This is a genomic window from Wolbachia endosymbiont (group E) of Neria commutata (genome assembly GCF_964026735.1).
In the GTDB taxonomy this organism is placed as follows: domain Bacteria; phylum Pseudomonadota; class Alphaproteobacteria; order Rickettsiales; family Anaplasmataceae; genus Wolbachia.
The window spans coordinates 245766-266143 of sequence record NZ_OZ034692.1 but is presented as its reverse complement, the minus strand read 5'-3'; the positions used below and the strand labels follow the sequence as shown (position 1 = coordinate 266143).

Annotated in this window: 12 protein-coding genes, 1 tRNA gene and 3 pseudogenes; 12 read left to right on the top strand and 4 right to left on the bottom strand. The window is 34.3% G+C overall.

Features of this window, described 5'->3' with window-relative positions; all coding sequences use genetic code 11:
• The first annotated feature begins 109 nt into the window (after positions 1 to 109).
• The 3 genes and pseudogenes from AAGD89_RS01325 (at position 110) to AAGD89_RS01315 (ending at position 3203) form a co-directional block, all read left to right on the top strand.
• Positions 110 to 901 carry a tetratricopeptide repeat protein gene (locus AAGD89_RS01325; RefSeq protein WP_410541868.1) on the top strand — a complete coding sequence of 264 codons (792 nt, stop codon included), beginning with the start codon at positions 110 to 112 and terminating at the stop codon, positions 899 to 901.
• A gap of 102 nt (positions 902 to 1003) precedes the next feature.
• Positions 1004 to 2269, top strand: a complete 1266-nt coding sequence (locus AAGD89_RS01320; RefSeq protein ID WP_341808519.1) for an ankyrin repeat domain-containing protein — start codon at positions 1004 to 1006, stop codon at positions 2267 to 2269.
• 75 nt (positions 2270 to 2344) lie between these two features.
• Positions 2345 to 3203 (top strand): annotated as a pseudogene (locus tag AAGD89_RS01315) (IS630 family transposase).
• Between the two features lie 177 nt (positions 3204 to 3380).
• Here the strand turns inward: AAGD89_RS01315 and AAGD89_RS01310 are convergent.
• A pseudogene (locus tag AAGD89_RS01310) lies at positions 3381 to 3820 on the bottom strand (transposase family protein); the annotation flags it as partial.
• A gap of 295 nt (positions 3821 to 4115) precedes the next feature.
• On the opposite strand from AAGD89_RS01310, the gene AAGD89_RS01305 reads away from it, so the two are divergent.
• On the top strand, positions 4116 to 4268 hold the full coding sequence (locus tag AAGD89_RS01305; protein WP_341808518.1) for a hypothetical protein: 153 nt from the start codon (positions 4116 to 4118) through the stop codon (positions 4266 to 4268).
• Positions 4269 to 4372: 104 nt separating this feature from the next.
• Here AAGD89_RS01305 and AAGD89_RS07240 read toward each other — a convergent pair whose 3' ends face one another.
• Positions 4373 to 4468: an ankyrin repeat domain-containing protein gene (locus AAGD89_RS07240; protein WP_410541867.1), complete on the bottom strand. Its 96-nt coding sequence runs from the start codon at positions 4466 to 4468 to the stop codon at positions 4373 to 4375.
• A 405-nt stretch (positions 4469 to 4873) separates the two neighbouring features.
• Positions 4874 to 4946, bottom strand: a tRNA-Ala gene (locus AAGD89_RS01300).
• Positions 4947 to 5312: 366 nt separating this feature from the next.
• On the opposite strand from AAGD89_RS01300, the gene AAGD89_RS01295 reads away from it, so the two are divergent.
• From AAGD89_RS01295 to AAGD89_RS01270, 6 genes are all read left to right on the top strand, one after another.
• Positions 5313 to 6242, top strand: coding sequence for an AEC family transporter (locus AAGD89_RS01295; RefSeq protein WP_341808517.1), 930 nt, complete (start codon positions 5313 to 5315; stop codon positions 6240 to 6242).
• Between the two features lie 146 nt (positions 6243 to 6388).
• On the top strand, positions 6389 to 8296 hold the full coding sequence (htpG, locus tag AAGD89_RS01290; RefSeq protein WP_341808516.1) for a molecular chaperone HtpG: 1908 nt from the start codon (positions 6389 to 6391) through the stop codon (positions 8294 to 8296).
• Positions 8297 to 8332: 36 nt separating this feature from the next.
• Positions 8333 to 11848 (top strand): ankyrin repeat domain-containing protein, encoded by a 3516-nt coding sequence (locus tag AAGD89_RS01285; RefSeq protein WP_341808515.1) that lies wholly within the window; start codon positions 8333 to 8335, stop codon positions 11846 to 11848.
• Between the two features lie 76 nt (positions 11849 to 11924).
• Entirely contained in the window at positions 11925 to 13130 is a 1206-nt protein-coding gene (gene hemA, locus AAGD89_RS01280; RefSeq protein WP_341808514.1) for a 5-aminolevulinate synthase, read from the top strand.
• Between the two features lie 327 nt (positions 13131 to 13457).
• Positions 13458 to 16034 (top strand): alanine--tRNA ligase, encoded by a 2577-nt coding sequence (gene alaS, locus AAGD89_RS01275; RefSeq protein WP_341808513.1) that lies wholly within the window; start codon positions 13458 to 13460, stop codon positions 16032 to 16034.
• A gap of 145 nt (positions 16035 to 16179) precedes the next feature.
• The gene (locus tag AAGD89_RS01270) at positions 16180 to 17484 is read left to right on the top strand and encodes a hypothetical protein (protein WP_341808512.1); all 1305 of its coding nucleotides are present in this window, start codon (positions 16180 to 16182) and stop codon (positions 17482 to 17484) included.
• Positions 17485 to 17506: 22 nt separating this feature from the next.
• On the opposite strand, the pseudogene AAGD89_RS01265 reads toward AAGD89_RS01270, so the two are convergent.
• A pseudogene (locus AAGD89_RS01265) lies at positions 17507 to 18340 on the bottom strand (transposase).
• 646 nt (positions 18341 to 18986) lie between these two features.
• Here AAGD89_RS01265 and rpsU point away from each other — a divergent pair.
• Together rpsU and sucC are read left to right on the top strand one after the other, a co-directional pair.
• The gene (rpsU, locus tag AAGD89_RS01260; protein WP_341808511.1) at positions 18987 to 19187 is read left to right on the top strand and encodes a 30S ribosomal protein S21; all 201 of its coding nucleotides are present in this window, start codon (positions 18987 to 18989) and stop codon (positions 19185 to 19187) included.
• Between the two features lie 30 nt (positions 19188 to 19217).
• A complete protein-coding gene (sucC, locus tag AAGD89_RS01255; RefSeq protein ID WP_341808510.1) occupies positions 19218 to 20378 on the top strand; it encodes an ADP-forming succinate--CoA ligase subunit beta in 1161 nt (386 codons plus the stop codon).

Here is a 20378-nt window from a genome sequence, read left to right as displayed (position 1 = left end):
TAACCTAAAAACCCCGCTACTTGTTAGCGGGGTACCTGATAATTAATAATACCTTTACTATTATATGAAATAGGTACATCAGCATTTATAATTTTTCACTGTGTTACGTATATCAATTTTTATTATAATTTTATTACAATTTTCCGATCTCCATGCTAGTGAAGATTCTGAGATACAAAAAACCTTTAATAACATTGCTAAGCATATAAAAGTTGATAAAAAGCACGAAGATAATGATATTATTGAGAGAAAAAGTAATAAATTTAATATTAAAATCGCACAAAATTCTGACAAGAATTTTGATATACGTTCTACTTTTAGAAAGGCAAAAGGTTATTTTGAATCAGGGGACAGTGAAACAGCAATTTCTCTTCTTAATCAAATCACTACAAAAATTCCTTATCATAAAAATTCTTTAATTGGATTGGGCAATATTTACTATACCAATAAAGAATACAAAAGAGCTAAAGATATATACGTAAGGCTACTAAAAGAATATCCTAATAACTCTTATATATTAGAAAATTTTCTAACAATAATTGCGCAATACGATCCTGATTTGGCGTTGGAGGAAATGTTAAAGTTGTACAATACACACAAAAATTACGCTCCTTTATTGGCAAATTTAGGTTTAATCTATATGAAACAGAATGATTTTGCAAAAGCTAAGGAGTGTATGGTAACTGCAGTTTCTCTTGACCAAAATAACGCTTTTTATACCTATAATCTAGCTATTATTCTGGATAGTCTGTCAGATTTGAAAAATGCTGCAGCGTTTTATGCAAAACTATTGAACATGGCTACAGTCTCAAAAATCGTAAGTGAAAAAATACCTACACACAAAGTGGCAGCAAGGCTAAAATTTATAAAACTCCACAATACACGCTCAACAGCTTCATAAAAATTCTAACCAGCCGATTAAGCGAACGGTCTATTTTAACAAAACGTTTACCATAATAAACCATCATACTAACATGATTGTTAATTTATTATGGGTAATAATATGACAAACGAAAACAATACATCAACCAATAGCAAAGCTAACATAACAAGTCAAAATATGTTAAGTGTCAGCGGAGATTCGAGAGCACGTAGTAGCTCTGTTAGCGGACTGTCAAGTAATAACCGACTAGGTTCAACATTTAACCTTATGAAACAACAAAGTATTGGCTCACAAATAGATCTCTCTATAAATAATGGAGAGAATATAACAGAAAAAGATTTAGTGAAATTATATGATCGTATTAATGAGATATCAAAAGATAATTTCTTGATGTCTATTGACGAAATCATACAAGAATTACAAAAAGACCAAACAGATATAGCCTCCATATTAATTGATCGTTTCTTAAGTCAAGAATGGGATACTAGAAGTGATGATGGGCATTCTCTTCTCACGATAGCTATTCAAAGAGGTGATAAAGATAACATTAATTATTTGCTTGGTTATATGAAAGAAGAACTAACATTACATGATGCAGCTAAGCAAGGAAAATCGGAACCATTAAAGATAATAGTAAACTTTCTAAAGAATCAATTCAAGTTAGCGAGGGAAATTAATAAAAAAGATAGATATGGAAAAACACCATTACATTGTGCTGCTCAATCTGGAAGTCAAGAGTGCTTTCAGTTATTACTCACAGAAGGTGCAAGATTTTCTGATGACATATACAACAGAAGTGAACTGCTCTTTGTTGCTCAAAGTGGTAACATTAAATGTCTTGATTATTTAAGAGATAAATTTAAGAAAAACGGAATTTTTCAATTTGAAAATGAAATTCACAAAAAAGATAAATATGGTAATAATTTGCTACATTATGCTGCCAAATCTGGTAATAAAGAGTGTATAGAGCGTATAATTGGTGATCATATAGCATTTATAGAAAACAACAATGGTGACACTCCTCTACATCACATAGCAAGTATAGAAACAATTGAAGATAAAGAAAAGCATGGTGAAGCCATGGCCTTTTTAATAGAGAAAATGGCAGCTATGTTAATGACTGATGCATTCTTTGTAATCAATCAGACTAATAGGCTAGGCTATACACCATTACATTTAGCAGCAATCAACGATAATACAGTTGAAGTCATGAACATTAGTGGCAGTGCAGATGAGGGGAGTTTTAGATTAAGGACTCAATCTGACGGTCGCCAAAGAAAGGAAAAAATTATGAGCAATATAACAGAAGTACATGTTTCCTCCCCTCTTTCTAAGCATCTTTCTGATGTTAGGCCTTTCAAAGTAAGTGATAAGAGAATAATGTAAAATTTGACTATAATACCCCTTCTCCCAATAATCCAAATAGTGTAGGCTAAGGATTTAGGGTATGAGGAGTGTTGAATGCCGGCAGCATATAGATATAGTTAACGATTTAAGGAAAAAGCAATGGAGGCTCTGGACGCAAGGCGAAAGCAGAGAAGTTGTGGCAAAAAGATTTAAGATAGGAGAAACAACTTTGTATGAATGGCAGGTGAGGAAGAAGGAGACGGGAGATTTTGCATCGAAAAAGCCGGGAAGTGTAGGTTATAATCACAAAATTACGGACTGGAATGCTTTTGCTGAATTTGCGAAAAAACATGACTCAATCGGAAATAGCTGAACTTTGGGGCAATATCAGTCGCCAAACGATTCATCGTGCTCTCAAAAACATTGGATTTACAAGAAAAAAAAAGACCTATGGATATAAAGAAAGAAATGAAGAAAAACGAGCTGAATTTTTGAAGATTATAGCAACGTAAGCTCCTGATAATCTCGTATATATTGACAAATCTGGAATAGACAACACGGAGGATTATGAGTATGGATATTGCAAAAAAGGAGAAAAATTTCATGCTCTTAAATTTGGGTCAAAAAGTCAGCGAATTAACATGTTTGCAGCACTAAGCAAGAGAAAAATAGTGGCTCCATTGACTGTTGAAGGATACTGCAATACAGAGCTTTTTAACGCCTGGTTTGAGCAATTTTTAACTCCAATTTTATAGCCTGAGCAGACGGTAATTTTAGATAATGCGAGTTTCCATAAGTCCAAGAAAATGAGTGAGCTTGCCAAAGGAGTTGGTGCTGAAATTCTTTATCTTCCTGCGTATTCTCCTGATTTTAATGAAATTGAGCACCAATGGTTTCCTATTAAAATAGAGCAAGGAAAAATATCCCTCTCTTTAAATCTTTCTGTCAAGCTGTCGATTCTGCCTTTTTATGAGCCATTTGGATTATTATGAGAAGGGCTATAAAATCTGGTAAAAAATCCCCAGCTCAAAAATTATTAAAAACTATGCCGCAAATTTACAATTCCAGCAATAATATTAAATCTCATGTTATATTTTTTCTGAAAATTGCGGTAGGTGTGAGTCAGCATATTTTATACTATCTACTGGTGGTTGTTTTCTTTTTTTCCTGAGTAGCTTCTCTTACGTTTTTTGTTGTCTTTCGGCCGCTGCATAGGCTGCTCCGTAACGTCTGCTAAAATTTTTAAATCCTCTCTGGAGTCAGCGTTCTATCCTTTTTTATCGCAATTTTTTTGGCCAATAATGGCTCCATTTTCTTCAAAAGTCGGCAAATATTTGAGTTGTGCAAATTAAACAAAAAGCCCAAAAATGGATGCGTTATGTACGTTCTGTAATAAATTAGAACACATAAAATCCTGTCTTCTAGCTCCTCAACATGCGATTTTCTTCCGTGACATTTCTTTTTCGCCTCCATTTTTTCCCACTCTGGACGCACTTTTGCCACAATTTTTTCAAATTCAGATGTTGTGAGCCCTGTCAATTGTCTAAAAACATATGGTGTTTTTGCTATTTTTACGTAACTTATTGCCATCTTCCCTCTTCTAAAACTTTCATTTTACATGCTTTTTAGTCGTTTTCACCTACTTTCTACCTTTTCGCAGGAGGGCTATTAGAAAAAGATCAAAAAAATGATCCAAGTCTTTTTAAAAAAGTAAAAACTGTTGCAGATAAGGTTAAAAATGAAAAAGCGGATAGCAAGAAAATAAATTTTATACGGAAAGCATTGGTTCTTTTGGTGAAAAGGAAAAACTTGCGAAGGAATAGGCTTATCACTTCTTTGTGTTCCAGTTGTAGCCATTGCTGCTGCTCTTGCTATTCCTGTTGTAATGTTTTATGACGATATGAGAGAAGTAAGTAAATATGTTGTCCTAGAAGTCAAGCAGAAAGATATTATTGATAAGGAGGCAGATAATAAAGAAGGAGAAGCTACTAAACAAGGTGTAGAAGATAATAAATGGACAGAGACGATAAGAAAATAGCACTTATCTAAGTCACATACACATTTTATATAGAATATCAGCACTTTATCTGCATTAAATATGTAGATGAGGAAGAAACTTTTTGAAATCGTTGACTACCTTTTTCATATTGTACGATCAGAAGTCCTTATACCTTTATCGATAATGTACCTTACTATGTCTAGGTTCCCATATTCAGCAGCTAAAAGTAGGAGAGTCATGTTGTTACTTGCAATATTAACAAACTCCCTAACCTTTTTTATAGTATGTGGTATTACATAAAACCACACTTATTATTAAATATACTCAATTTAGTATCTTCAAATTTATTTACAAGGCAACATTTTTTTTGAACTAAATATTTTTTAAAAGAAACATGCTTTTTAGCGTTATCTTAAATTCTTTTATTTACTTATTTACTCTTTATTTTTTCAAAAATGGGCAAAAATCCCTATATAACGGAGAAATAGAGAGCTTTATTAACAGATTATGTAAAAATATGGGGATTTTTTAGGGAATAATTGAATACAAAACACCCCATGCACAATGGATTAAAGCTAGCTACTGTGGCGGATTTTGAAATATTCTGGAATTACCTTATAGAAAAGTTCATGGACATCAAAAAGTGGAGGTAAGCGGGATCGAACCGCTGACCTTCTGCGTGCAAAACAGATGCTCTACCAGCTGAGCTATACCCCCATCCAAGAAATTTCACTTAAAGTGTAAACCATTCAGGTTAAAGTGCAAGAAATATTATTTGCAGAACCTGCACACGAAAAAGTTATTGACATGTGAATGCAAGCTATAATATTAAGGCGGGATTAAGCTTTAGTAAACCTCTAAAAAATATACAAGAAAGTTTATAAAAATTTAACATAATTTTATTATAAAAATATCATCCTTAAGTTTGATATAAAAGCAAATTTTGATGTTAAGCGAATCTTTCTTAATTTAACTATGAATTGGGTAAACTGGAAAATAAATTTTATTTACTTTTGCAATATCTTAAGATCTAATGTCATTTTACCAATCAAAAGTATTGAAAGGGTTGCAACCTAAGCCAGTATGTTTTTTACTCTTTTTCTCAAAATATTACCTATTTATATCACAATATTTATTGGTTATTTAGCAGGAAAATTCCTTAAGATTGATAGAAATACTATATCTCAAATACTCTTTTATGTAGCTAGCCCAACAGTGATTTTATATGGAGTGTCTCATACAGAAGTTAATTTAAAAGTAATTTCTCTACCAGTTTTGATATGGTTTATAGGCAGTACAATGTCTTTATCAGTGTATTATATTTCTTCCTTTTTATTTAAGGATAATACAAGGAACATATTAGCATTTAGCTTGGGAAGTACAAGTATGGGCTATTTTGGCTTGCCAATTGCTATGGCTTTATTCGACGAAGATTCAGTATCTGTATATGTTGTCTGTTATATAGGGATGGCGCTATTTGAAAATAGCTTAGGATTTTACATAGCTGCAAATGGTATTTATACTGCAAAAGAATGCATGTTAAAGTTGTTCAAACTTCCTTCATCCTACGCAATGGTTCTGGGCTTTATTTTAAGTATATATGGTATACAAATGCCTACTTTTTTGACAGACGTGATGCTAAATATTAGAAGTACATTCGTTACACTCGGGATGGTATTACTTGGGGTAAGCATTGCACAAATTAAAAATTTTAAAATAGATTGGAAGCTTGCTTTAACCACTATCACAGCAAAGTACGTATTTTGGCCATTATTTGTCCTAGGAATTGTCCTTTTAGATAGGCATGTTATAGGAATATATGATGAGAGCATATATAAAGCATTGATGCTGCTTGCTATTATTCCAGTTTCTGGATCCAGTATAGTACTTGCTAATATCTTAAATTATCAACCGGATAAGGCTACTTTATTACTTTTAATTAGCGTTACAGTAGGGCTATTTTATGTTCCACTAATAATATCATTATTTTTCACTAAACTTGTCCCTTTTTAGTCAAAAAATCAAGCGCTGTAACATTTTTATGCTGAAAATGTGGAAAATATAAAGAGCGCGGCTATAATAAACTAGCTTTTAACCTTGAAAGATCTGAGTTCAATACTTAAATCTACTATAATAGTAGGTAAATAACGGAGCTCAAAATGCATAGCATAAAAGAAACTGAAAATTTAAAATTTGATGCTGAAGTAGGGAAGGTATTAAATATAGTAATTCATTCTCTTTATACCAATAAAGACATTTTTCTGCGCGAACTAATATCAAATGCATCAGATGCGTGTGACAAATTGCGCTATAAATCTCAATCTAATTCAAATTTACTGGATTCAAGTGATGAGTTAAAAATCACGATCAGAGTTAATAAAGATGAGAATGAGCTATGTATAACTGATAATGGCATTGGAATGAGCAGGCAGGACTTAATAGATAACTTGGGTACAATTGCGAGCTCTGGTACACAGAAATTTTTGGATGCAATTAAAAATAACAAAGATTCAAACCAAGCTGTTGAACTTATTGGTAAGTTCGGTGTCGGTTTTTACTCAAGCTTCATGGTTGCCTCAGAAGTGATAGTTGAGTCCAGAAAAGCAGGCGAAGAAGACTCATGGGTATGGAAATCAAAAGGAGATGGAGAATATTCAATAAGTAAACTAGATGAGCAAATTCCAAGAGGGACGAAAATCACGCTAATCATGCGTCCTGAAGAAAATGAATTTTTAGACAAGTTTCGTATTGAAAATATTGTCACTACTTATTCAGACCACATAAATTTTCCGGTTGAGTTTATAGATGAGAAAGGGGAAAGCGAAAAACTAAACAGTAAGGCTGCAATTTGGACTAAGCCGAAAAATGACGTTACTCAAGAAGAGCACAATGATTTCTTCCGCGGCGTTGCTCACGTTGGTGGGGAGCCTTGGATGGTATTGCACAATAAAAATGAAGGCGCAATTGAATATACGAATTTGCTTTATGTTCCATCCATCAAACCCTTTGATTTATTTCACCCAGATAGACGTTGCTCTATTAAATTATATGTAAATAAGGTTTTCATCACTGAAGATAATGTGCAAGTTATACCTCAATATCTACGTTTCTTGAAAGGCGTAGTCGATTCACCAGATTTACCACTAAACATCAGCAGAGAAACCCTGCAGAACAACCGCGTTGTTGAGCAAATCAGAAAATCTCTCACTAAACGTGTGATATCAGAGCTTGGAAAAAAAGCAAAAGACAACCTGGAAGAATATACAAAATTCTGGACAAATTTTGGTGCAGTTTTAAAGGAAGGCCTTTGTGAAGCTATGCCCACTGACGAAAGAGAAGCATTGCTTTCAATTTGTAGATTTCATAGCACAGAGGGTGATAAATTAGTCAGCATTGATGACTATATAAGCAGAATGAAACCTGAGCAGGAACAGATCTATTATCTAACTGGAAATAGCCTTGATTCAGTAAAAAACAGTCCGCAACTTGAAGGGTTTATCAGCAAAGGATTGGAAGTGCTCCTATTTGTTGATCTGGTTGATGATTTCTGGACTAGTGTAATTCATGAATATAAAGATAAAAAGTTTAAGTCTGTCACTCGTGCGGATGTGGATTTAGAAAAATTTTCTTCTGAAGAAGATAAGAAAAAAGATGAAGAAAATAAATTGGGTGCAGAAGAGTCAAAAGAAAGTGCAGAGTCTATACTGCAATATTTTACTAAAGTACTTGGCGATTTAGTAAAAAGTGTAAAAATTTCTAAAAAACTAACGGGCAGCCCTGTATGCCTGGCAGTTGATGAAGGCGCCATGGATCTTAGAATGGAGCGTTTTTTACGTGAGCAAAAGCAACTAAATTACCGCACTCCAAAAGTTCTGGAAATTAACACTAAGCACCTAGTAATCAAAAGTATAATGAAATCCCACACTGAAGGCGGTGAAAATTCTACACTGGAGGATATGATCCACTTATTATTCTATCAGGCTTGTATTGTAGAGGGTGAAGAAATAGACGATGCTAGCAGCTTTTCTAAGAAGTTAAATAACTTACTTGGCAAAATTGCTGTTTAGTGGTATGCTTTATTAGTTATTTTTATGGGGTAAAACATGTTTGGTTCTAATTTTCGCGATTTTGTATCACAAGATCCAGCTGAGATCAAAGACGAAAGATTGACTAAGAGTTGTCCTGAATTTGGAAAATCAGATTCTGGAAATTCTGGTAATTGCTCAGAGACTGAAGAAGGCAAAAGTTCTGATAGAGAGGCCGTATTAACACCTCAAGATGATAATTCACTTATTCAGTTTCTTATTGGAAATATTGGTGAAGGCCCTAAGTCATTTATCATTGAAGATGATAAAGAGGAGTCATTTGTTACTGTACCTAAAAATCTCACTTTTACTGAGATGACGGATATTCTAAATAGCAAGATTGATGATATACAAGACTATGAGAACAGATTGATTACGGATCTGGGTAGCGAGAACTTTAGAAACTTCTGTTCACAACAACTTAATTTAGACTTGCAAGGAAGAAGTGATCATCAGCATATATATTCAAATATACTTTCCATGTATAAGCGCAATATGGAGAATGGTAATCATGGTTACTCAGTGAAAGAACTGTTGCTTTTAGCAATTGCAGCTAATGATGATCTGGCAAAGAACTATCAGAATGTACTTTTTGCTGAAAAAAACTTAAGTATTTTACCGCTACTTGTTGGTGGTGAAAAGTATATTGAAATCTTCATAGAGAAATTTCCTGATCTTTATCAAAGCTTAAAAGAGAAAACAATTAAAACGCAATGTGGTCAAGTTAATTTCTTTTCAGCTATAGCGTTAAGAAAAGAGTCGAAGTTATTCAATGGAGTTTTTTTTATTGCTGGAGGGAAATTTCAAGACTTAAAAGAAATTTTACAACAACGACAAAGTATATCTGATTCTTTGTATGGTATATTTGAGACAGCATCACTAGTGCAAAACATAGGATTTATAAATATAGTGCTAAATTCTATAAAAATGGATGCTAAAGATACTAACGATCAAGATAAAAAAGATCTATTTAAAAGTAGTTTTATTACTCTTTTAGCAAGTGCAATAAGCCAAGAGCATGCTTCAGTTGTTGAACATCTGTGCACAAGATGCACTAAGAATGAAGATCCGGTAATTCAACAAATTTATAAAGAAGCATTTGCGGATGACAAAGTAATTCAGACATTTGATGCACAAATTATTAGTAAAATAAAAAATGGCGGTAATAATGGGGCAAGAAAAAGAAAAGAAGAAGTTTACAATTTAATTTTAAAAACAGCTTCACAAACTGGCAATATAGAATTCATAACAGAGGTATTAAAGTTAATTGAGAATGATCCTCAACTATCAAATGATCAAGATAAGCAAGTTTTCTTGCAAGATAGTCTGATTACTATTTTAGGGAGTGCTGTAGATGCAAAGAGTGCTCCAATTATTAAAGATTTGTGCACAAGACATAGTGACAGTATTATTAAAGCGCTGGAAAATAAAGAGGGAGAAGAAGTTAAAAAGCTAGCTGCAAAGAACATACTAAATAGTGTAGAGAAATTAGTACAAAATGCAGTAGAAGATAAGGATGTTAGTGCCTTAAGTTCTTATGTGAATAGTCTTGAATCCAGCGTTAAGTCCGCGCAACATGAAGAAAATTTACCAATAGTTAAAAGAATACATGAAATAGTAGATAAATTTGCTAAAGAGCATGATAAGGCATGGAGCACTTACGTTGATGGGTCTGCTTATGCTTTTCTACAAAAGACTATGGGCTATATTTCTCATGGTGAGTATAAAATAGTTAAAGGCCTTATTGCTAGATTAAGCAATTTAAGAAGTTTACTAGAAAATAAGAAAAATATCACAACACCACCAGTTGCAGAACAGTTGATTTCTCCAGTTGCAGCCAATAGTGCGGAGCCTAAAAGTGATAGCGGCGAACAGGCAGGGGAGAATGTTCTTGCAACACTGGGGCCTGCAGAGAATAATAGTAATTTAATAAGTAATAATAAGGGGGGTGTAATGGGTAAAGACGAAAAAAGAGATCTTGATAATTATTTGGCACAGTCGGAAGCAAGGGTCAATGAACTGCAAAGGCAAAATATTCTACACGCAGAAAGTGCTCAAAAAATTGGTGAGCAGTTTCTCGTAAGGGTTGAAGAAGTACGTCGTGAGGCAGCCCTGAGATACTATCAAAAAAAACATGGGCAAACCATTGACAAAGTTCTTGCAACGGGAGAAGAAAATCATGTTGATCCTAATGTTACAATACCAGAAAATAGAAAAGACAGTGGTTGCGGCAGTGGTAGCAGCACTCCAGAGCCAGAGACTCCTGCTGCAGTAAGTGGTGATCATTTCATTGAAGACGTGGTATACAAGGAAAATAATCGTGTTCAGCCAACACGGCCTAGTGGTAGCAGCACTCCAGAAATTCCTGAAAAAATACCTGTACTTAATGATACTCATACATCAGAAGCAAGTGATGAAAAACAAATAATAAATGACTATAACAAAGAAGGATTTACTCCTTTACACGTTGCAGCACAGAACGGCAATGTTAATGAGGGGAAGCGCCTAATACGATTGGGTGCGAATATTGAGGATACGTCAAAGTCAAGACATAGTGAAGGTAACACTGCATTACACTTAGCTGCAAAAGAAGGCCATAAAGATTTTGTGGAACTTTTACTTAATAGTGGTGCAGATGTTAATTCAGTAAGCAGTACAGGAAGTGGAGCTACTCCTTTACATGAAGCAGCGTACTATGGACGTTTAGATGTTGTAAAGTTGCTAATAGAGCGTGGAGCAAAGATTAATGCTGGAGATCGGCATAATGATACTCCTTTGAAGTATGCTTCTGCACAAGGCAACTCAGAAGTAGTACTATATCTTTTACAAAAAGGAGCAGACCTTTATTTACAAAGTAAAGATGGTGAAACTGCGTTACATAGTGCTGCTGAACATGGTCATCCTGGTGTAGCTTCTATTTTGATAGATGCAGCAGAAGATAAAGAGAAATATGTTAATGTACAAAGTCATTGTGTCGGTACTGCGTTACATATTATAGCTTACAATCGAGAAATAAATGAAGAGCACAAAAAAGTTATAAAATTACTACTGGATAATGTTGTATGTCCATATTTAGAAAATAATCCGATAACTAATGCTCTACTACAAAATGATTTTATAAAAGAAAACTCTTTAAGTATGGCAATAATGCGTAAGAATACAGAATTTATAGAGTTTATGACTTCGCTGGGTTATCCAGCTCCTCCACAAGTAACTCAAACAAAAGTGTCAGCACAAATCAGTGGTAATAATGCTCCTGGCACAGCTGAACCAGACCAAAATGCACAGGAAAGCAAATTGCCTCTTGCAGCTACTTTAGCGTTCACAGCAACTGGAGCTGGTGTTCTGATTGGTGCATTAAGCATGTATTTCGTTTTGGATGCTAGCTTGCTAGCAACAGGGATAGTAGCAGCTATAGGGGTTTGTTATCTGGCTGCTGCTGTTACTACTGCTATTGTATACTGCTGTAAGCCTAAAAGCTCAGGGGAATATAATAGCGTTACTGATGTTGGTGAGGGCAAACTTGCAGTATAGTAACTTGAAGAATAAAGATTGTAGTTTACCACTCAATAATTTATTATAATTGTATTAATTATTAGTAGATCAAAACTTGGTAAACTACGAAGAAATATTTTCAAACAAAATAAACGATATAAAAAGCGAAGGTCGTTACCGCGAGTTTACGCACTTTGCTTCTTTGCCTGGAAGACTTCCTCATATTATGGATTATGAAAGAAATAGGGAAGTAATCGTTTGGTGCAGTAATAACTATCTGGGAATGTCACAGAATGAGAGTGTCATTGCTGCTATTCAAAATTCATCGGTTGGTGCCGGTGGAACAAGAAATATATCTGGTACAACAAAAGAAGTTGTTGAGTTGGAAAAATCTTTGACTGATTTACATCAAAAGGAATCTGCTTTAACATTTGCTTGCGGCTACCTTGCTAATCAGACTACGCTCAGCACTTTGTCATCCGTTATTCCAAATGTGGTAATTTTTTCAGACGAGAAAAATCATTCTTCGATGATAGAAGGTATAAAGTCGGGAAAAAGACCAAAGCATATATTTAAACATAACGATGTTGCACATCTAGAACAGTTGTTAAATTCTATAGATAGAAAGACACCAAAAATAATAGCTCTTGAGTCCGTATATTCAATGGATGGTGATATAGCACCACTTAAAGAAATATGTGACCTTGCTGATCAACATAATGCAATTACTTACCTGGATGAAGTGCATGCAGTTGGAATGTATGGTCCACGTGGCGGTGGAATTGCAGAAATGGAAAGTTTGATGGATAGAATAACTGTTATTCAAGGTACATTATCGAAGGCGTTTGGAGTTATGGGTGGGTATATAGCATCATCAAAAAGCCTGGTTGATGTAATCAGGAGTTCTGCCCCAGGGTTTATTTTCACCACCGCTATGTCACCCGTTCTTGCAGCGGCAGCAAGGGCCAGTGTTGAGCACTTAAAGTCAAGTAATATTGAAAGAGAGAAGCAAAGAGAAGTTGTTGAAAAAGTTAAAATCTCATTAAAAAATGCAGGAATTAACATTATTCCTACAGAAACTCACATAATTCCAATAATAATCGGTAATTCAGAATTATCCAAGAAAGCATCAAAGTTATTATTTGATGAGCATGGGATATACGTACAGCATATAAATTACCCTACAGTACCCAAGGGAGCTGAGCGTTTTCGCATTACACCAACCCCTTACCATACTGATGAGATGATAAAACATTTGACTGAGTCTTTGGTGACAGTGTTTAAAAAATTAGAGCTAACTCAAATGAGGTTTACGAGTTGATAGCCAGTCAGTAAAGACGACTCAAAAGGGACCAGAGATTATGATGCTAGCAAAAAAATAATTTGATATGATTACTCTTACGCTTACTAAATTAGCTACTTAAATGTACAGTCCCGGAGTGTGATGGTATAATATATGAGAATGTACCATCAAAGGAGGATGCTATATGTGCATTCATTCGTGATGTTACGGAAAGCTCAATGCAAACCATCTGCTCTGTCAATTATCTGCCTAGTTGTTTGTAAAAGTTGGTATTAATATTAAAATTGATGAATTGATTTTATTTCCATTGAGATTTATTATTAGCAAATAGCCTGAGTAAAAATAATGAAATTAAGCGCAATCAGAGAAAGGTTTTTGAAGTTTTTTGTAGGTAATGGCCATGAGCAAGTTTTCTCTTCTCCTCTCATTCCAGAAAGTGACCCAACACTCATGTTCACAAATGCTGGCATGGTGCAATTTAAAAACATTTTTACTGGTATGCAAAAAACTGAAATGAACCGCACTGTTTCAAGTCAAAAGTGCTTAAGAGCAGGTGGTAAACATAACGACCTTGAAAACGTTGGCTATACAACTCGGCATCACACATTTTTTGAAATGCTCGGTAACTTTAGCTTTGGTGATTACTTCAAAGAAACCGCAATAGAGCTTGCGTGGAACTTTATTACTAAAGAACTGTCACTCGACAAGAGTAGACTGTCCATAACCATTTACCACACTGATGATGAGGCATATGATATTTGGCGCAAGATAAGCGGTTTTTCAAACGATAAAATTATAAGAATTGCAACAGATGACAATTTTTGGAGTATGGGAAACACCGGTCCATGTGGACCATGTTCTGAAATTTTTTATGACCATGCAAATCCTAATTTACAAGGCGACGATAGAGTGGTTGAAATCTGGAATTTGGTGTTTATGGAATTTAACAAGGATGAAGAAGGTAATTTGCATAAGTTACCAAAAAAGTGCATCGATACAGGAATGGGCCTTGAGAGAATAGCTGCAGTGATGCAAAATGTTCATGACAACTATGATGTCGATCTCTTTGCTGCTCTGATAAACAAATCACGAGAATATTGTGGAGGCATAGAAAATAAAGTAGCGCATAAAATAATTGCAGATCACCTGCGTGCAGCTACATTTCTTATCGCAGAGGGAGTGCTTCCTGGAAATGAAGGTAGAAATTACGTTCTACGCCGACTGATTAGAAGAGCTGTGCGTTATATCCACCTGCTTGGATATAATGACTCTCTATTACACCGTGTTTTTCCAGTGTTAATAGATAGCACAAGTTCAGCTTATATGGGAGATGTTTATCCAGAGCTAATTAGAGCTAAAAGCTTAATAGAGACAACATTAAAATCAGAGGAAGAAAATTTTAAGGACACTCTGATGAAAGGTATCAACCTTCTCGATAAATCAACTGCAAATTTAAATGCAGGTGACACTTTGCCTGGTGCAACAGCATTTAAACTATACGACACCTATGGATTTCCTTTGGATATTACACTGGATATTTTAAAAGAGAGAAAAATAAATTTTGACCAAAAGGGTTTTGATGATGCAATGGAAGAGCAAAAAGAAAGAGCGCGTGCTAAATGGGCTGGATCTGGTGAAAAATCAGTAGAGCAAGTATGGTTCGATTTAATTGATAAATTTGGCAAGACAGAATTTGTAGGCTATGAGCATAACGAAATAAATGATGCAAAAGTACTAGCCATTATTTCTGCCGATAATAAAATACTTAACTCTGCAAATGAGGGAGAAAAAGTAACTATTATACTTGATAAAACGCCATTTTATGGTGAGTCAGGTGGGCAGGTGGGAGATATTGGTAGTTTCATCAAGTCCGATGGAAGTATAACGATGGTGGAAAATACCAACAAAATTAATGATCTATACTTACACAGGTGCATTATTAAGTCTGGTTCAATTTCCGAAGGTGATATAGTTACAGCAAGTATTAATAAAGAAAGGCGGATGAACTTACGAAGAAATCATTCAGCCACACATCTTTTACATTTTTCGTTGAGAAAAGTTCTAGGTGATCATATAACCCAAAAAGGATCTTTGGTTGCACCAGATAAACTACGTTTTGATTTTAGTCACAATGCTCAGGTTACTCAAAATCAGCTATTTGGGGTAGAAGATATGGTAAATAGTCTAATAAGAGAAAACCATTGTACTACTACAAAGATTCAGAACATGAACCAAGCAATAAATGAAGGGGCTATGGCGCTTTTTGGTGAAAAATATGGTGATAAAGTTAGAGTTGTAAATATCGGAGACTCAAAAGAATTGTGTGGTGGTACGCATGTACAGTACACTGGAGAGATAGGTCTTTTCAAAATAGTCACAGAGAGTTCCGTTGCGTTTGGAGTGAGAAGGATTGAGGCTCTAACAGGACAAGAAGCAATTGATTATGTGCGTAATAATGAGATTAACCTAAAAAAAGTTGCAGAATTCGTAAAAGCACCAGTAAGCGATATAATAAATCGCTTGAATATTTTAAATCAGGAGCGTAAGGAATTCGAAGCTAAAATAAAAAATTTATATAAAAGACTTGTAAGCGCAGAGAATATAAAAAGCACTGAAATCGGTGAAATAAACTTTTTGAGTCACGCTTTTACTGGCATTCCAGCAAATATAATAAGGGAATTTATTTTGCAGCAACAAAAGTCAAAAGCGGTCATAGCTTTCACTGTAACAGAAGAAAATAAAACAGTGTTGATTGTGAAAGTCAGCAAAGACTTAATTAATAAAATAAACGCTAAAGAACTAGTATCTATAGCAACTGGAAAAAATTGTGGAGGAAATGCTGAACTTGCACAAGCAGGCTGTGATAGTAGTAATGTAATCTCAGATATTTATAATCACTTAGCAGGCTACACTGGTGCTTGAACAGCTATTAATAGATTAATCTATTAATAAAGAGTTGATTTGCCAGTATTTGGAATGCGGTCCCATGATTAAAGCTAAGTTTTCATAATTTGACTTTTTACATATTTTGATATATTATTTAAGTAATATCAATAATAAAATTAAAATGCCAATATTCAAAGAACTCAAAGAATATTTAATGGGATTATTCAAAAATAAAGTTAAAACCCCAATATCCAAAGAACGCAAAGAATATTTAATGGAAGTATTCAAACGTTCTTCCAGGATATTTGGAAAGATTGCTACAAGATCAGAATATCCTGGAGTGCCGAAAGAACAACAATTATCTATCGATTTAGGTAATAAAAAAATTTTTGGTATAAAAAACAGGATTTTACATTGGATAGAGAGTAAGTTTAAATATTTTTTTAAGCGTTATAATTTATTCCCAGAGGTTGGAACTGAAGAAAGAACAATTCCTGGAACTAATACAAAGGTTAAATATTTTACTCCAGATGAGCAAATTGAGCATGCTTTATACATTGGTGAAGAAAATGGAGATTTAAAATTATATACCTTAGAAGGTAAGTTATATGATACAACTAATGAGACAAGTAAAGGAAAAGAAGGCTATGTAGCTTATGTACTCACGCTTGATGGAAGATTAGTAACTCATGCACATGTTAATACTCGCACAGAAGAATATGCTTATCGTCATTCAATGCTTGCTGGCGGCGAGCCAGTTATATGTTCTGGTTTGCTTCAGGTAATAAATGGTAAGATAACGCACATAGATAATAATAGTGGGCATTACAAACCAGAAGCAGCAAACCTATATAAAGTTGTGGAAAAATTTAAGGGGCTGTTTTCAAAGAATGCAAAAGTTGTTTGTTATGGTTATTTTTACAGATTATTACAGCAAATTCCACTCATACGTAAAATTCCAACAAAAAAAGAAGAGTCAGTAGAAAATTTCTTAGAGAGAATGGAAAAAAAGGGGAAAGATAAATTAACTGAATATGAAAAATATTTTGCTAAAGTAAAGGAGCATAATGAGCAATATAGACAAAAGTTGTTTCTTACAAGTTATAAATCACCTACTCTTAAGTTTTTGAAAGAACTCGATGAAGATTTCAAAGTAAAAAAAATAACAATAGAGCATTCAATAAGAAAGATCATTGGAGCAGGTTATGGTCATAAACCAAAAATTGATATAATATATGATCAAAAAGAGATTTTGGGCATTAATATAACTTTTAGTTGTGAAGACGATAGTAATCGTTTCATCAAACTCTTAAAAGGTAAAAATTTTACCTACGAACTAAAGGACAAATTGACTATTTTTATAGACGGAAAACAAGCAAGTAAGTTCATACAAAATACTTTACAGATTAAAATAGACAGCATTGAGCAGTTATCTATAGCCCCCCTGCGAAACAACGTGAAGCAAGTTGCTGATAAAATCTGGTAAGAAATCCCCAGCCTAAAAATTATTAAAAACTATGCCTCAAATTCACAATTCCTGCTATAATATTAAATCTCATGTTGTATTTCTTCTGAAAATTGCGGTAAACATTTGACATTATTTTGAAGATTTTTATCTCGCGAATCTTATTTTCCACACGCATCCTGAACGATGCCAGCTTCCGATTATGCTCCTTTTGCTCCTCCGTTAGTGGCTTTTTACGGTGTTTTTTGTACGGAATCACAACGTTTTTCTGCAGTTTTTGCCAACCTTGATACCCAGAATCGGCATATTTTATGCTATCTTTGGCCAACAATTTTTCCTGTTTCCTTATGCGAAAATCATGCATTTGACCTCTATGCGACTTCGAAATCGACAGAATTTGCCCATTTCCCTCGATCACAATTTCGGTTTTTATTGTGGTTGCTTTCTTTTTTCCGGAATAACTTTTCTTACGTTTTTTGCTGTCTTTCGGCCGCTGTATCGGTTGCTCCGTGACGTCTGCTAAAATTTTTAAAATCCTTTCTGGCGTCAGCGTTCTATCCTTTTTTATAGTAATTTTTTTGGCCAATAATGGCTACATTTTCTTAAAAAGTCGGCAAATATTTGAGTTGTGCAAATTAAACAAAAACCCTAAAAATGGATGCGTTATGTACGTTCTGTAATAAATTAGAACACATAAAATCCTGTCTTCTAGCTCCTCAACATGCGATTTTCTTCCGTGACATTTCTTTTTCGCCTCCATTTTTTCCCACTCTGGACGCACTTTTGCCACAATTTTTTCAAATTCTTCTGTTGTCAGACCCGTTAATTGCCTGAAAATATACTGGGTCTTTGAAACTTTTGCGTAACTTATTGCCATCTTCCCTCTTCTAAAACTTTCATTTTACATGCTTTTTAATGTTTTTCATCTGTTTTTTACCTTTTCGCATGGGGTCTTATAAAGCATTCAATAAGAAAAACCATTGGAGCAGGTTATAGTCATAAACCAAAAATTGATGTAGAGCGTGATAATGGAAAGATCTGCGGTATTAGTATAACTTTTCATTGTAAAGATGATCGCAGTAGATGCATTGAGATTTTAGACTCACGACAATGTAGCTATCTATCATGTATTCACGAAAATAAATATAAAATTACGATGAGTGTAGAACAAGCTCATAAGCTTATAAAGAATACTTTACAGATTAAAATAGACAGCATTGAGCAGTTTGTACAACAACTCGATGTCATTCCAGCATAAGTGCTGGGTAAATAAATGTAACTTGCATTTTTTATGAATTATTGTTAGTATATGAAAGAAGTCGGGTGTAGTGGAGCATTTGGTTTGAATCCAAAGAGATGGGAGTTCAAACCTCTCCGCTACGATTTAACACACACTTTCATGCGTTATAGCTTTTTTAATGTATTACAGTTACATTATAACTCAACTCTCAAGTTTATAAAATAATTGACAATGTTAATTTTCTAATTTATAAATAGATTTTTGACCGAAGGAGGTATAGAATTTGATTGAAGTATCAGTTCATCATGGTGATGTAGACAGAGCTCTTCCAGTATTGAAAAAAACAATCCAAAAGGAAGGAAGAAGCTTGAAAATAAAAAAACGGTATCATGAAAAAAAATCAGAAAAAAATGCTAAAAAAAAAGCTGAAGCTAGAAAAAAGAGGCACCAGCAACAGTGCAGAATGCAGCGTTACGGTTGGTAGTTTTTACTTAAGTTAATTATTGGTTATTTTATGAATATTCACGAATATCAAGCAAAAGAGATTTTGCATAAATTTAATGTTCCAGTGCCAAGAGGTTTTATCATTATAGCTTCAGAGGGAATAGAGGCTCAGCTAAACCAATTAAAGTCTGATGTGCTTGTAGTTAAAGCTCAAATTCATGCAGGTGGAAGAGGTAAAGCTGGCGGCGTCAAACTTGCAAAATCTTCTGAGGAGGTTAAGAAGTTTGCACAAGGTATGTTAGGGTCAACTTTGGTTACTCATCAAACAGGACCAAACGGGCAGCAAATAAGAAAAGTGTACATTGAAGAAGCCTCAAGCATTAAGAAAGAATATTACCTAAGTTTAGTAGTTGATCCAAAATTAAGCAGGCCAACATTCATATTTTCCTCAGAAGGTGGAATGGATATTGAAGAAGTGGCAAAAAATTCTCCTGCAAAAATTGTAAAATTTGATATTGATCCTGCTGTTGGCTTTACGAGTTTTGATAACAGCAAATTGAACGGAAATTTTAGTCTGAATTCAGAACAAATAGAAAAGATATCAAGCATTGCAAAGAATGTATATGATGCATTTATAGCAACTGATGCAAGCCAAATTGAAATCAACCCACTGGTTGAAACTAATTCTGGAGATTTTATTGCGCTGGATGCCAAAATGAATTTCGACGACAATGCTTTATATCGTCACCCAGAAATTATGGAACTCCGTGATTATGATGAAGAAGTGAAAGAGGAAGTAGAAGCTTTAAAGCATGGGCTTAGTTATATCAAAATGGACGGTAGTATTGGCTGCATGGTAAACGGTGCAGGTCTTGCTATGGCAACGATGGATATAATAAAATACTATGGAGCAGAGCCTGCTAACTTTTTGGATGTTGGTGGTGGAGCAAGTAAAGAGACTGTAACAGAAGCATTTAAGATCATATTGTCTGATAGTAACGTAAAAGGAATTTTGGTGAACATATTTGGTGGCATAATGCGTTGTGATATTATTGCAAATGGTATTGTTGAAGCTGCAAAAGAAATGAGCATTAAAGTACCTTTAGTTGTTAGGCTATCTGGTACTAACTTTGAAGAAGGAAAAAAAATCTTAGAAGAATCAGGATTAAATATTATTGCTGCAGATGAACTTGGTGATGCTGCACAGAAGATAGTAAAAGAGGTGATGTAG

What these genes read in the sequence shown, in the direction of transcription:
- AAGD89_RS01320 (WP_341808519.1), top strand. Translation starts at nt 1,004, where the DNA reads ATGACAAACGAAAACAATACATCAACCAATAGCAAAGCTAACATAACA.
- AAGD89_RS01305 (WP_341808518.1), top strand. Translation starts at nt 4,116, where the DNA reads ATGTTTTATGACGATATGAGAGAAGTAAGTAAATATGTTGTCCTAGAA.
- AAGD89_RS07240 (WP_410541867.1), bottom strand. Translation starts at nt 4,468, where the DNA reads ATGACTCTCCTACTTTTAGCTGCTGAATATGGGAACCTAGACATAGTA.
- AAGD89_RS01295 (WP_341808517.1), top strand. Translation starts at nt 5,313, where the DNA reads ATGTTTTTTACTCTTTTTCTCAAAATATTACCTATTTATATCACAATA.
- htpG (WP_341808516.1), top strand. Translation starts at nt 6,389, where the DNA reads ATGCATAGCATAAAAGAAACTGAAAATTTAAAATTTGATGCTGAAGTA.
- AAGD89_RS01285 (WP_341808515.1), top strand. Translation starts at nt 8,333, where the DNA reads ATGTTTGGTTCTAATTTTCGCGATTTTGTATCACAAGATCCAGCTGAG.
- alaS (WP_341808513.1), top strand. Translation starts at nt 13,458, where the DNA reads ATGAAATTAAGCGCAATCAGAGAAAGGTTTTTGAAGTTTTTTGTAGGT.
- AAGD89_RS01270 (WP_341808512.1), top strand. Translation starts at nt 16,180, where the DNA reads ATGCCAATATTCAAAGAACTCAAAGAATATTTAATGGGATTATTCAAA.
- sucC (WP_341808510.1), top strand. Translation starts at nt 19,218, where the DNA reads ATGAATATTCACGAATATCAAGCAAAAGAGATTTTGCATAAATTTAAT.